Below are 12,057 nucleotides of genomic sequence, written 5' to 3'. Positions count from 1 at the left end.
TATCAGGGCGCGGCAGAACGCCGCAGTCAGCCATTCAATCTGATCCGCACAAATGAAAGATTCCTGAGCCTGTTTTGTTTCTGACGGGGTTTCTACAGTGCAGCTCGTGCCAGACCAGGGTGGCCTGGCAAGACTTTGCAACCGTGGATGAACTGACCATGAGCACAGCAACAATCGGACAGGCTTACAACTACAAGGTCGTCCGCCAATTTGTCATCGCGACGGTTTTCTGGGGTGTCGTGGGCATGGCGATGGGGGTATGGATCGCCTCGCAACTGGTATGGCCGGATATGAATCTGGACTTGCCGTGGACCACCTTCGGTCGCTTGCGGCCGCTGCACACCAGCCTGGTGATTTTCGGTTTCGCCGGCAGCGCGCAATTCGCCGCCAGTTATTACGCGGTGCAGCGTACCTGCCAGGTGCGGCTGTACTCGGACAAGCTCGCCGCGTTCACCTTCTGGGGGTGGCAGTCGGTGATCGTGATCATGCTGATCACCCTGCCGCTGGGCTACACCACCACCAAGGAATACGCCGAAATCGAATTCTCCGGCGCGGTGTGGATGGCGGTGGTCTGGGTCGCTTACGCCATCGTGTTTTTCACCACCGTGGTCCAGCGCAAGACCAAGCATATTTACGTCGGCAACTGGTTCTTCGGCGCGTTCATTCTGGTGATCGCCATGCTGCACGTGGTCAATCACCTGTCGATTCCAGTGGACTGGTTCAAGTCCTATCCGGTGTATTCCGGCGCCACCGACGCGATGGTGCAGTGGTGGTACGGGCACAACGCGGTGGGCTTTTTCCTGACCACCGGGTTCCTCGGGATGATGTATTACTTCGTGCCGAAACAGGTCAACCGCCCGGTGTATTCGTACCGCTTGTCGATCGTGCACTTCTGGGCGCTGATCACCTTGTACATCTGGGCCGGCCCGCACCATTTGCACTACACCGCCCTGCCAGACTGGGCGCAGTCGCTGGGCATGGCCATGTCGCTGATCCTGCTGGCGCCAAGCTGGGGCGGGATGATCAACGGCATGATGACCTTGTCCGGTGCCTGGCATAAGTTGCGCACCGACCCGATCCTGCGCTTTCTGGTGCTGTCGCTGGCGTTCTACGGCATGTCGACCTTCGAAGGGCCGATGATGGCGATCAAGACCGTCAACGCCCTCTCCCACTACACCGACTGGACCATCGGCCACGTGCACGCCGGGGCCTTGGGCTGGGTGGCGATGATTACGTTCGGTGCGACCTACCACATGGTGCCCAAAGTGTTTGGCCGCGAGCAGATGTACAGCACGCCGCTGATCAACCTGCACTTCTGGCTGGCGACCATCGGCACGGTGTTGTACATCGCCTCGATGTGGGTCAACGGCATTACCCAGGGTCTGATGTGGCGGGCGATCAACGAGGACGGCACGCTGACCTATTCGTTCGTCGAGGCGCTGCAAGCCAGTCATCCGGGGTTCATCGTGCGGTTTGCCGGTGGGGTGTTCTTCCTCACCGGGATGTTGCTGATGGCTTATAACGTCTGGCGCACGGTGCGTGTGGCCGATGTGGCGCTGGCGCGCAGTGAAGCGCAGATCGCCTGAGGCAAGGAGCCGGTCGTGATGGAGATTTTTTTCAATGTGTTGGGCGTGGTGTTTCTGTGGCTGGCGGTGGAGTACTGCTTGCGGCGGGAGACGGCGGACAGTCTGGATGAAGCGAGCATGGTGCCGTTTGCCGATGACCCGGAGGTGGCGCGGCGGGTGGAGATGGCCACCGGCAAGACTGTGAAAGCGGTGGCGCCGGAGGTGGCGAAGCCGGGGTGGGTCAATCTCGAGATGTGAGGGGTGTCAGCCGGGTTGCCCTCACCCTAGCCCTCTCCCAGAGGGCGAGGGAACTGACCGAGTGGTTTAGGCGAACTACACCGACCTGAAATATCGAGTCGAACTCAGTTTTGAACAGCACTCGGTCTGCCCCCTTTCCCCCACATCCACCTGGGGAAGAGGGAACTGATCGAGTAGTTATGCGAACTACACCGACCTGAAACATCGAGTCGAACTCAGGTTTTGAACAGCACTCGGTCTGCCCCCTTTCCCCTTCTCCCCCTGGGGGAGAGGGCTGGGGTGAGGGGGTAAGATCTTGATCTTAAACGCGATCGCGAGGAATCAGGCTCTGCAATTGCTGCGCAAGAAAGTTGGCGTCAAAGGCAAACGTGTCCGGGTCCTTCAGACCATTGGTCTTGCGCCACTGCCACTCGCCGTCCGGCAACCCGACCAGCGAAATGCTGCCATAGCGCGCTGCCGTCAGGCCCATCACCGCCAGGGAAATCTGTCCGGCACTGCCCATCACATCGGGCACGAACTCCACCGGTTTGCCGGCAATCAGGATGCTCAGCTTTTCAGTCTTGAAGGTCGAGGTTTCCACCGGCGTGCTCGGCCCGAAAGCGACATACGCTTCGCGGTTCACCTCAAGCAGATGCGGGGCCTGTACCGGTTCCAGCCATTGCTGGATATTGCCGAACAGTTCGGTAATCCGCGCCGTCCACACCGCCGATTGGGATTCGAACAGTTGCTTCTTGTGCGCTTCGCTTTCGGCATAGTGGCGAAGCATTTCGCCCAGTTGTTGTACGTCGTTCATCGGTACATTCCTCTGAGAGAACCTGCAAGAGCCGATAGTGACAGATCGCAGCGCCGGCGTACGTTTAACCTCGCCAGCGGGCACCGTGACACTTTGCGAGAGGTTCGGCGGTACAGTTGTTTTGCACTGGCACAAGGCGCTGAACAAATGGACACTCTGCCGGCGCCCGACTTTTTGCAACGGGCATCATCAGAGGAAGTCCAATGCGTACCATCGGCCTGATCGGCGGCATGAGCTGGGAGTCCAGCGCCGAATACTATCGCCTCATCAATCAACAGGTCCGTGATCGTCTCGGCCCGTTGCGCTCGGCGCAATTGCTGATGTACAGCGTTGACTTCGGCCCTGTCGAACAGGCCCAGCACGCCGGGCGCTGGGACGATGCGGCGGCGATTCTGGTGGACGCCGCACGCCGCCTCGAAGCGGGCGGCGCCGAATGCGTGGTGCTGTGTACCAACACCATGCACAAGGTCGCCGAACAGATTCAGGCAGCGATCAACATTCCGTTTTTGCACATTGCCGAGCCGGCGGCGAGCGCTGCGCTGGAGATTGATGCACGCACGGTCGGGTTGCTCGGCACCGCCTTCACCATGGAACAGGACTTTCTCAAGCAGCGTCTGCTTGCCCGGGGTTTGACGGTATTGGTGCCGGACGAAGCCGAACGCAAGGATGTGCACCGGATCATCTACGAAGAATTGTGCGTGGGGGTGATCAGCGAGGCCTCGCGCCAGATTTACCGGCAAGTGATCGAGTCCCTGACTGCCCGTGGGGCCCAGGCGATCATCCTCGGCTGCACGGAAATCGGCCTGCTGATCAAACCCGAGCACAGCGCCCTGCCCCTGCTCGACACCACCGAACTGCATGCGCAGTCGGCAGTGGCGTTCGCACTGGGCGATTGAGTCAGGCGGTGGGACGCGTGCGCAGACGGGCCATGCTCAGGGTGTCGACCCATTGCCCGTCGCGCACCGCATAGTCGCGAAACAGGCCTTCGTCCTCGAAGCCGAACTTGCGGTACAAACCGATGGCCGCTTCATTGTCGGCGTAGACCGTGAGCTCGACGCGGTGCAGGTTCATCCAGTTGTCGGCGACGTCCAGTGCCGCCGCCAGCAGCGTCGAACCGACACCCTTGCCCTGCCACGCCACGGCGACGCCCATGCCAATGCTGCCAGCGTGGCTGCGGCGAATCCGCGAGTAGCCTTCCAGGCCCAGATTGCCGATCACCTGCCCCTGATGCAGCGCCACCAGCTTCAGCGCCCGCTCGTTGTCCGCCATTAGCCGTTGGCGCCAGACTTCCGTGGACTGGAACGGCATCTGCAACACCTGCCGGGTCACGGCCGGGTCGTTGTACAGCGCGGTAACGCCCTCGATGTGCGATTCGTTGAAGCGTTCGATTTTGATGGCGGGAGTGTGCTCGGGCATGGTGGATCCTTCCTGGATCGAATGTGTGGCCAATGACTCTAAACCGCCGATCACCTCATCTGCCAGCGGTAACGACTTGGAGGCTCACGCCTACACGGCTTGGGGTCAGGGCTGGAACCATTCGTGGCGTTCGTCGAAGGTGTGGTGGATCAGTTCGACCAGTGCCTGCACTTCTTCCATTGTCTGGGTTTGCGCATTGACCGCCAGCCACGCCTGCAACTGCATCGGTTCGTCAAACAAACCCGGCAACGCGACCAGCCCCCGGTCGAAGCGGCTCATGTACGCCGGGAGCAAACCGATGCAGGCGCTGCAGCGGATCATTTCCAGCATCAGCTCGTAGGACTGCATCTGCACCACGCCGGCCAGACGCTGTTCGACCAGTTGGTTCCATGGCTGGAAACTGCCGATCTGCCGGTCGTGCTGCCATTGCACCAGCATGAAATCGGCGAGGTCTTCGGCGCTGGCCGGGCGGGCAGTGACGCGTGAGTAACGTTTGGCGATGTGCGGCAGATAGTCCAGCCGTGCGAGGCGCTGCGGCTTGGAAATCGCAAAGGTCGGGCCCGGGTACGGTGTGTCGCCATGGGCCAGCCAGAGCACGATGTCGGCGCTGACGGCGCGCAGGGACAGTTCGCTGTCGAGGGCGATGATTTCCAGACGCACGCTGGCGTTGCGCCGCAGTAACGCGATCAAGTCGCGGCCGAGGATGTCATGCAGGATCGATTCGGCGACGGCCAAGCGAATCAGCGGCTGTTCGATCACCGGGAGTTTGCGTTCGTTGGCCAGTGCGACCAGTTTGGCCTGTAGCTGCTGGCCTTCGCGGGTGAGACTCAGGGCGCTGCCCTGAAAGCTGAACAGCGTGTGCTGCAATTCCTGTTCAAGCTGTGCCAGCTGTTTGCGCAGCAAGGTCGAGCGCACATTGAGGCTACGCGCAGCCTGCATGAAGCAGCCGCAGCGGGCGCTGACCAGAAAGTAACGGGCGACCTCTGCAGGGATGGTCGCGGCCTGCGCCAGCCAGGGTTCACTGGCCTCCTGCGCCCAACGGTAGTCGGCGCTGCCCTGTCGTCCTGCGGGTTCGGTGAATGACATCGCTGACTCCCTGTCGATCTTTGTATTTAGGCATTACGCAGATCCCCTGTAGGAGTGAGCCTGCTCGCGATAGCATCGGCACACCTGACATCTCTTTGCCTGACACACCGCTATCGCGAGCAGGCTCACTCCTACAGGGGTTGTGGTGTACGGGTTTTCTAGGGCTTGGTTTCGAGAACCTTGTTCAGTTCGGCCCCGTCGATGCTCAGCGTTGCCGTGTTGAGCATCCCGTCCAGATACGCCTGGGCGATCTGCTCCTGACGCTGGGCACGCAAGGCCTGAGTCAGTTGATCGCGCAGTTCGTCCAGTGTCGCGGTACGCGCCGGTTGTTGTTCAGTGAGTTTGATCACATGGAACCCGGCCGCACTTTGCACCGGGTCGGACACCGCGCCGACTTTCAGCCGGGCGACGGCACCGCGAACTTCCGGCACCAGTTGCTGCAACGGTTGCAGCCCCGTGTCACCGCCACGTTCAGCACTGGCGCGATCCTGCGAGTACTGAGTCGCCAGCGCGGCAAATTCCCCCGGTGACGCCTGAGCCTTTTTACTCAGTTCGGCAGCCTGTTTGCGCACGCTCTCCAGGTTCTGCGGGTCATTCACCCCGAGGAAAATCTGACTGACCCGATACAGCGGCGGGGTCTGCCAGTTTGCCTTGCCGGCGTCATAGGCTTGCTGCAACTCGGCCGCACTCGGGTAGTCCGCCGGCACTTCGCTGACTGAACGCAAGTAGTCACGAAAGACAATCTGCTCGGTCGCCGCACGGGTCTGTCGTGCCACCTCCGGACGCTGCGCCCACCCCTGGGCATCGGCCTGTTCGAGGACGGCTTTTTCCGCCAGACGCGTACGAATCCAGCGCTCCAGCGCCTCACGGTTGCCGCGCAATTGCTCGCGGGTGGCGGGCGGCACCGTTGCCAGCAAGGCCTGCAACTCCGCAGGCGTGACCTGTTGGTTGCCCAATCGCGCCACTGCCGGCCCCGCCGCCACCGCCACCACCGGCGCCGATTGCTGGGCAGCGACCGGGGCACTTCCCGGCCGCAGCACCAGCACCACGGCCACCACCAACAGCGCCACTGCCCCGACGCCGATCACCATGGCAGGCTTTTTCACAGCGCGACTTCCTCTTGCTCGGCGACGGCGACTTTGGCGGTCGAGGCTTGCGCGGCCTGGCTGAAATCACGCAGGTAGACAATGAATTCCTGCAGCAGGCGATCCCACAATTCCAGGTTGCCACGCAGGTGATCGTTGCTCACGCCGGCCGCCACCACCACGTCCATTTCCATCACCAGAAACTCGCCCTGCAACGACAACCGCGCAAAACGGCGGGTGGCGTTCCATTGTTCGGCCACGCCCTGCGGCAACTCACCCTGCACGCGCAGCGCGCAGCTGAAGGTGAAATCGACGTAGCTGCCCTGCTCCACCGCCGGGTTGCCGAAGCGCACGGCATAGCCGATGCCCTGGCTGGCACTGAGCAACTGCACGATGCCGTTCTGTTCGGTCTGGTTGACGCGATAACCCGCGGCTTGCAGGACGTCGGTCAGCGATTGCGGGGAAACGTGGGTGATCAATTGAGTCATATTTTCTTCCTTGTTTATCAGTGCGTGAGCGCAGCTTGCGGCGCGTCGAATTGAGTCTTGTAGAGCTCGTCGCCAAACCCCTGGGCCAGTTCATCGAACTTGACCCGGGCACTGCCCGCGAAGGGCTGGCGAATTTTCATCACCTCGGCCACGTCGATGTTTTCGTAGGCGGTGAGGATCTGCTTGGCGACGCCGTACATCTGCTGATTCTTGACTGAACATTGCTGCACTTGTGTGTCACGTTCAGCCAATTGCGCCTGAAGCTTAGACCGTTCTGCCTCTTTGGCGCGGGCCATGACCAGCAACTCGTCGTAGGCCTTTTTGAACTTGCCGGTCTGCTCGGCACTGGCCGCCACTTGTGCCTGGGCCTGGCTGTGCAGGCTCTGCTGTTGCCCGGCCAGTTGCTCGGCGAGCCCCTTGGCTTTGGCCAGTTCGGCGGTCAATTGCTTGATCTGCGCCTGTGCGGCCCTGGCCTCGTTTTGCGCCGCCAGTTGCGCGGCGCTGGCCTGGGCGTGCTGACTTTGCAGGGCCTGCAACTGCTGGGTGGTGCTGCGCAACTGGGTGCGCAGGCGCTCTTCCATGCCTTCGGCATGGGCGCCTTGTGCAATGAAAAAACTCAGCCCCAACAGTAAAACTCGTGCGTGCATGATCGTTCTCCGGGCGCCTTAGAAGCGCGTGTTGATCTCAAGCTGCAAGACGTCGATGTCGAACGGCGCGCCATACACCGCCTCGGTGCTCATCCAGCGACCGGTGGCATAAACGTTCTTCGCCAGACCGTAGTTGCCGCCCAGGAAATAGCCCTTGGCGTTGGTGCCGCCAAGGTGGAACGACGAGTCGTTGAAGCCGTCCGGCAAGGCGTCGGGCTGGATGTACTTGTAGCCGGCGAACATGTTCCAGTCGCCCTGCTTTTTCAGGTCCAGCGCGCTGCCGAGGGTGAACTGCACCATCCACGCATTGGCGCCACTTTCGATGTTGCCGTCGCTGTCGAGGTTGTTGACGATCTGCCCGGCCGAGCGCTTGCGCATGTCGCCTTCGTCATACGCGAGGTTGTGGATGTAGTTGCCCTGACTGCGCAGCTTGAAGTCTTGCGGCAGGTCGGCATCCCAGACCAGGTTCAGATCGAGCAGGTTGAATTTGGAGGCCAGCCCCACGAATTGCGGTTGCGGCGTGGTCGTCGGGTTGAGCGGGTTCGGCGTGATGTCACGCAGCAGGAACACGCTGTTGCCCTTCTGCATGAACGCCGCGCGGCTGCCGTCGCTGTCGCAGCCCGGTGCACCGGCCCACGGCTCGCAAGGGCTGGAGCGCTGGCCTTGAATATCGTCGAAACGGTAGTAGGCCAAGGCACCCTTGAGACGGTTGTTGCTGTTGATCGCCCACTTGGCGCCGATCTGCGCACCGTACAGCCACTTGTTGTCGCTCTCTTCCTTGTCGAAGCCGTTGCTGCTGGCGGTGTCGTTGGTGTAGTCCACCGGGAACGCACCGACGGTGCCGAACACGCCCCAGTCGCGGTTGAGCTTGTGGTCGAAAATCGCGGCAACGCCGTCGAAGTTGAGGTCGTTGGAATACAGCATGTCAGTGGACATGAACGGGTTGGCGAAGCGCCCGCCGGTCAGCGTCAGCTCATCGGTAGGTTTCCAGTTCAGGTAGCCCTGATCGAGCCAGATGTCCTTTTTGGCAAAACCGCCGCCGAGACTTTGCGTGGTCGATACCGGGTTGTTGTCCGAACCGGTGCCGATGCGAATGCCGGCGGTCCATTCCGGCGAGATCACCGCTTTCATGCCCAGCCGCGCACGAATACGGAACTGGTTGGTGCGGTCTTCACGAGTATTGAGCAGCGGCGGCAGGTTGGTGCTGCTGTTCGGGTTAACGTCGTACGGGCCATTGTTGTTGAGCTTGGCGAAGTCGACGATCTCGTTGCTGTTGCTGTCCGAGTAGTAGCGCGATTCGTCGCGCAGGCGAATGTCGCCGTCGAAACTGATGCGCGAGGCCCAGTCCGGGAAGGTATTCGGCGCGGCCCAGTTTTCCTGCTTGGCGGTGGCCATGACTTCGGCCTTGACCTGATCGCGGATCTGGTCGCGCACCGCCGCCGGTACATATTGCACACGCACATCGCCCGGCGCGGCAACCGGTCCGGCCGCCACGGCGGTGGACGCCGCCTGTTTCGCCTGGTTCGCTTCGTTCTGCGCCTGGGCGATCAGCGCGTCGGCCTTGTCCTGTTTCAGAATGCCCTGCTCGACCAGCAAGCGGATCAGATTGATCGTGGCGTTCTCCGAAGGCGCGGGCGCAGGCGCTGCCGCGGCCTGACCGACCAGGGTCGCGATGACCATGCCGACCGCCAGAGACAATCGATTCACATTGGAAATCATCTGCACACAACTCCTTTTGGCAAAGCTTGAATGCTTGGCGATAAATAAATGGGGTTAACCCGGACGCCGCCCTTGCAGGGACAGGCGCACAGGCAAAGTCATGGAGGCCGGCGGCCGTTCGCTTAAGTGCGGCGCGTTGCGCAGCGCCGCCAGTACCTGGGTGTCGATCTCGGGGTTGCCGCTGGACTTGATCAGCTCCACGCGAGTGATCTCGCCGACGCCGCTCAGCCACACATCGGCCTGCAGCGAAAACGCGAGGTTGCGCAGATCCGGGTTCTCACGCAGCAGGCGTTGAAAGGTGAAAGCGAGGAACTGGCTGTACGTCCCCGTGCCCAAACGCCCGCCACCCGCGCCGGCCATGCCGCCGCCCTTGCCCGCGCCGATGTTGAACGCGTCATTGCCGGACTGCGCATCGCCGTCCATTTGCATCGGATTGGCCAGGTCGTCCGCCGGCGATGGCGGCGCTTCTTCCTCGGGCTTGACCTCCTGCGGCTCGGGCGTCGGTTCGGGCTCGACGATTTTCTCTTCCACCGGGGTTTCCGGCTCCGGTGGTTTTTCCGGCGGCGGGGGTGGCGGTGGCGGTAACGGAATGATCATCGGCACCTTCGGCGCTTCGCGGCGGATGCCGCTCATGTCGTTGGCCCACTGCCAGAGGAACCACGCCGCGACAGCGCCGATCAGCAGCCCGGCGCCCCACTTCACGTAGCGCCGCACGGGACTTTTCACCGGCAACGGCTCGATCGGGAGTTGTGCGGTCATGACTCAGCCCTGACTCGGTTTGCCGGTGACGAGACCGACCTGGGACAGTTCAAGCCGGCGCAACAGATCCAGCACTTCAATGACTTTCTGGTACTGCACCGTGGCGTCGCCGCGCACGATCACCGGGAAATCCGGGCTCTGCGCCTTCTCGATGCGCAGGCGTTCTTCGAGTTCGGCCAGGGTCACCGGGTAAGCGTCGAGAAACACTTGCCCGCCGTCATTGACCGAAATCGCCTTGGTCTTGGCTTCGGACAGCGACACGGAGGCGCTGGCCTTGGGCAGGTTGATCTGGATCCCCGAGACCTGCGCAGTGGCGGTGAGGATGAACATCACCAGCACCACCATCAGCACATCGACCAGCGGGGTGATGTTGATGCTGTCCACTGCGGCATCTTCGTCATCGTCGTGGGAGGCATTTACGGACGCCATGTCAGTGCTCCTCAGGCCGGTACGGAATGGTTGGCGTGATGGCCGCGATGCGACGACTCACTGAACTGGCTCTCGCCGTGCATCTCCGCCAGGCGGGTGATGAACTCGTCGACGAACACGCGCATGTCGGCACTGACTTCCTTGTTGCGGGTGATCAGGCGGTTGTAGCCAAACAGCGCCGGAATGGCGACGAACAGGCCCATGGCGGTTGCGAGCAAAGCGGCGGCCATACCCGGTGCAATGGCATTGATGTTGACGTCGCCGGCCATCGCGGTGCCGAGGAACACCACCATGATCCCCAGCACGGTGCCGAGCAGGCCAATGTACGGGCCGCCGGCAATGGCGTTGGACAGGGTCGAGAGTTTCGAGCTGAGGGCCTGGTTCTCGCGGGTGCGCACACCGTCCATCGAGCAGCGAATCGCTTCGATGGTTGCAGCGGAAACCGACGAGGTATCGGCGCCCTGCTCGCGGCGGGTGCGGATCTCCTTGACCGCTACCGAGTACAGGCGCCACAGCGGCGAGTGCTGCAGACGCTGGGCGAGTTGCGCGTCGTCGGCGAACATTTCCAGGCGCGTGCCGACCTTGGCGAACTGCTCGCGGAAGTCTTCGTTGGCCTTGCTGACGCGGCTAAGGGTGTGGTTCTTGCGCAGCATAATGATCCACGACTGGAACATCATCAGCACCAGCACCGCGATGATCACCCAGGCGTCCACCGGCACGGCGTTGAGCAGGAAACCGAGGCTGCCGAAACCAAAACCGGACTGTTCTTCATCGACACCATAAGCCACCAGTTTCGACTCGGCGCCTTGCGAGGTGGCATCAGCCAGCAGCAGCGGCGCCGGACGGGCGACTTTTGACAGGCGCAGTTCGTCTATGGCGCCTGCGAATGGCTGGAACGGACCTTCGTGCAGATCGGCGCCGATGGCCATTACCGAGTTGAATGCCGGCATTGCCTGAGCGAGGCTCGCGCCTTCACGACCATTGATGTACAGGGTGACTTTCGAACCTTCAGCGGTCAGCGCGACATGCTGCCATTGGCCCGGATTCAGCGGTTGAGTGGCGAGCGCACGTTGGCCGTCGATCTCCACGAACGGCACGCCTTGATTAACGCCGACCAGCAGGCTGTTGGCGCCCTCACGGCGAGCCAGAATCAGTTGCTCGCCGCCGGCCTGATCCAGGCGCAGCCAGGCACTGAACGTGAACGCACTGCCGGCGTTATGTTGCAGCGATGGACTGGCCGGCAGCAGCAACGGTTGGCCGCTGAACTGCAACGCGCGCCCGACTACACCGTCGATTGCCGCGCCGGTCGCGCTCTGCGCGGTGTTGCCGTAGGCCGTGGTGTCTTTGGCCGGGGTGCCGGTGGCGCCGTCGAAGTGATACAGCGCGGTGTAGTTCGGGTCGAAGGTCAGTTGCCCGTTGCCAGTGGCCGGAGCTTTCTGGTTGCCGTAGTACATCCAGATGTCCTGACGCTGCCCGCCCTCGACATTCGGCACATCGACCCAGATCAGCGCCATGCCCATCAGCGCATCGAAACTTTCGATCTGGTGGTTGAGCACGGTCTTGTCATCGGCAGCGACGAAACGCAGATCCGAGCCGTCTTCCTTGACGCCATCGAAGGTGAAGTTGCCGGTGTGCAGGCGCACCAACAGCGCGGTACGGCCCAGCGGCTGATTGATCGCGGCGCCTTGCGGCGTGGTGTCGACGGCGATCTGTTTGCGGTAGTGCCAGTCGTCCTGCCACCAGGCCTGAGCCGTGGCCGGGAGCACGAAGCCCAGGCAGATCAACAACGAAAGAATGAGACGCTGCATGAAC

At 62.1% G+C, this 12,057-nt stretch carries 13 protein-coding genes; 3 read left to right on the top strand and 10 right to left on the bottom strand.

Going from position 1 to position 12,057, the window contains the following annotated elements; all coding sequences use genetic code 11:
- The first annotated feature begins 158 nt into the window (after positions 1-158).
- Entirely contained in the window at positions 159-1,586 is a 1,428-nt protein-coding gene (gene ccoN / locus PseuLF5_RS02525) for a cytochrome-c oxidase, cbb3-type subunit I (protein ID WP_123469203.1), read from the top strand.
- A gap of 18 nt (positions 1,587-1,604) precedes the next feature.
- A complete protein-coding gene (locus PseuLF5_RS02520; protein WP_128613641.1) occupies positions 1,605-1,823 on the top strand; it encodes a cbb3-type cytochrome c oxidase subunit 3 in 219 nt (72 codons plus the stop codon).
- A gap of 301 nt (positions 1,824-2,124) precedes the next feature.
- On the opposite strand, the gene PseuLF5_RS02515 is transcribed toward PseuLF5_RS02520, so the two are convergent.
- The gene (locus tag PseuLF5_RS02515; RefSeq protein ID WP_128614499.1) at positions 2,125-2,616 is read right to left on the bottom strand and encodes a hypothetical protein; all 492 of its coding nucleotides are present in this window, start codon (positions 2,614-2,616) and stop codon (positions 2,125-2,127) included.
- A 203-nt stretch (positions 2,617-2,819) separates the two neighbouring features.
- On the opposite strand from PseuLF5_RS02515, the gene PseuLF5_RS02510 reads away from it, so the two are divergent.
- Positions 2,820-3,512 carry an aspartate/glutamate racemase family protein gene (locus tag PseuLF5_RS02510; RefSeq protein ID WP_222832804.1) on the top strand — a complete coding sequence of 231 codons (693 nt, stop codon included), beginning with the start codon at positions 2,820-2,822 and terminating at the stop codon, positions 3,510-3,512.
- Between the two features lies 1 nt (position 3,513).
- Here PseuLF5_RS02510 and PseuLF5_RS02505 read toward each other — a convergent pair whose 3' ends face one another.
- From PseuLF5_RS02505 to PseuLF5_RS02465, 9 genes are all read right to left on the bottom strand, one after another.
- Positions 3,514-4,032, bottom strand: a complete 519-nt coding sequence (locus PseuLF5_RS02505) for a GNAT family N-acetyltransferase (RefSeq protein ID WP_340132861.1) — start codon at positions 4,030-4,032, stop codon at positions 3,514-3,516.
- A 105-nt stretch (positions 4,033-4,137) separates the two neighbouring features.
- Entirely contained in the window at positions 4,138-5,118 is a 981-nt protein-coding gene (locus tag PseuLF5_RS02500; protein WP_123469107.1) for a LysR family transcriptional regulator, read from the bottom strand.
- A gap of 158 nt (positions 5,119-5,276) precedes the next feature.
- Positions 5,277-6,224, bottom strand: a complete 948-nt coding sequence (locus tag PseuLF5_RS02495; RefSeq protein WP_340132860.1) for a peptidylprolyl isomerase — start codon at positions 6,222-6,224, stop codon at positions 5,277-5,279.
- The gene (locus PseuLF5_RS02490) at positions 6,221-6,691 is read right to left on the bottom strand and encodes a YbjN domain-containing protein (RefSeq protein ID WP_186747976.1); all 471 of its coding nucleotides are present in this window, start codon (positions 6,689-6,691) and stop codon (positions 6,221-6,223) included. The genes PseuLF5_RS02495 and PseuLF5_RS02490 overlap by 4 nt, the downstream gene beginning before the upstream one ends.
- Positions 6,692-6,708: 17 nt before the next feature.
- On the bottom strand, positions 6,709-7,338 hold the full coding sequence (locus tag PseuLF5_RS02485) for a DNA repair protein (protein ID WP_340132859.1): 630 nt from the start codon (positions 7,336-7,338) through the stop codon (positions 6,709-6,711).
- An 18-nt stretch (positions 7,339-7,356) separates the two neighbouring features.
- Positions 7,357-9,057 carry a putative porin gene (locus tag PseuLF5_RS02480; protein WP_340132858.1) on the bottom strand — a complete coding sequence of 567 codons (1,701 nt, stop codon included), beginning with the start codon at positions 9,055-9,057 and terminating at the stop codon, positions 7,357-7,359.
- Positions 9,058-9,111: 54 nt separating this feature from the next.
- Positions 9,112-9,816, bottom strand: a complete 705-nt coding sequence (locus PseuLF5_RS02475; protein WP_123469117.1) for an energy transducer TonB family protein — start codon at positions 9,814-9,816, stop codon at positions 9,112-9,114.
- Positions 9,817-9,819: 3 nt separating this feature from the next.
- On the bottom strand, positions 9,820-10,245 hold the full coding sequence (locus tag PseuLF5_RS02470; protein WP_007915482.1) for an ExbD/TolR family protein: 426 nt from the start codon (positions 10,243-10,245) through the stop codon (positions 9,820-9,822).
- A gap of 11 nt (positions 10,246-10,256) precedes the next feature.
- A complete protein-coding gene (locus PseuLF5_RS02465; RefSeq protein WP_340132857.1) occupies positions 10,257-12,053 on the bottom strand; it encodes a DUF2341 domain-containing protein in 1,797 nt (598 codons plus the stop codon).
- Between the last annotated feature and the right edge of the window lie 4 nt (positions 12,054-12,057).

The sequence above is a fragment of the Pseudomonas sp. LF-5 genome (assembly GCF_037626295.1).
Lineage (GTDB): Bacteria > Pseudomonadota > Gammaproteobacteria > Pseudomonadales > Pseudomonadaceae > Aquipseudomonas > Aquipseudomonas monsensis.
The sequence above is the reverse complement of the archived record's forward strand: the minus strand, read 5'-3'. Positions and strand labels throughout refer to the sequence as shown.

What these genes read in the sequence shown, in the direction of transcription:
- PseuLF5_RS02490 (WP_186747976.1), bottom strand. Translation starts at nt 6,691, where the DNA reads ATGACTCAATTGATCACCCACGTTTCCCCGCAATCGCTGACCGACGTC.
- PseuLF5_RS02475 (WP_123469117.1), bottom strand. Translation starts at nt 9,816, where the DNA reads ATGACCGCACAACTCCCGATCGAGCCGTTGCCGGTGAAAAGTCCCGTG.
- PseuLF5_RS02465 (WP_340132857.1), bottom strand. Translation starts at nt 12,053, where the DNA reads ATGCAGCGTCTCATTCTTTCGTTGTTGATCTGCCTGGGCTTCGTGCTC.
- PseuLF5_RS02480 (WP_340132858.1), bottom strand. Translation starts at nt 9,057, where the DNA reads ATGATTTCCAATGTGAATCGATTGTCTCTGGCGGTCGGCATGGTCATC.
- PseuLF5_RS02520 (WP_128613641.1), top strand. Translation starts at nt 1,605, where the DNA reads ATGGAGATTTTTTTCAATGTGTTGGGCGTGGTGTTTCTGTGGCTGGCG.
- PseuLF5_RS02515 (WP_128614499.1), bottom strand. Translation starts at nt 2,616, where the DNA reads ATGAACGACGTACAACAACTGGGCGAAATGCTTCGCCACTATGCCGAA.
- PseuLF5_RS02505 (WP_340132861.1), bottom strand. Translation starts at nt 4,032, where the DNA reads ATGCCCGAGCACACTCCCGCCATCAAAATCGAACGCTTCAACGAATCG.
- PseuLF5_RS02470 (WP_007915482.1), bottom strand. Translation starts at nt 10,245, where the DNA reads ATGGCGTCCGTAAATGCCTCCCACGACGATGACGAAGATGCCGCAGTG.
- PseuLF5_RS02510 (WP_222832804.1), top strand. Translation starts at nt 2,820, where the DNA reads ATGCGTACCATCGGCCTGATCGGCGGCATGAGCTGGGAGTCCAGCGCC.
- PseuLF5_RS02485 (WP_340132859.1), bottom strand. Translation starts at nt 7,338, where the DNA reads ATGCACGCACGAGTTTTACTGTTGGGGCTGAGTTTTTTCATTGCACAA.
- ccoN (WP_123469203.1), top strand. Translation starts at nt 159, where the DNA reads ATGAGCACAGCAACAATCGGACAGGCTTACAACTACAAGGTCGTCCGC.
- PseuLF5_RS02500 (WP_123469107.1), bottom strand. Translation starts at nt 5,118, where the DNA reads ATGTCATTCACCGAACCCGCAGGACGACAGGGCAGCGCCGACTACCGT.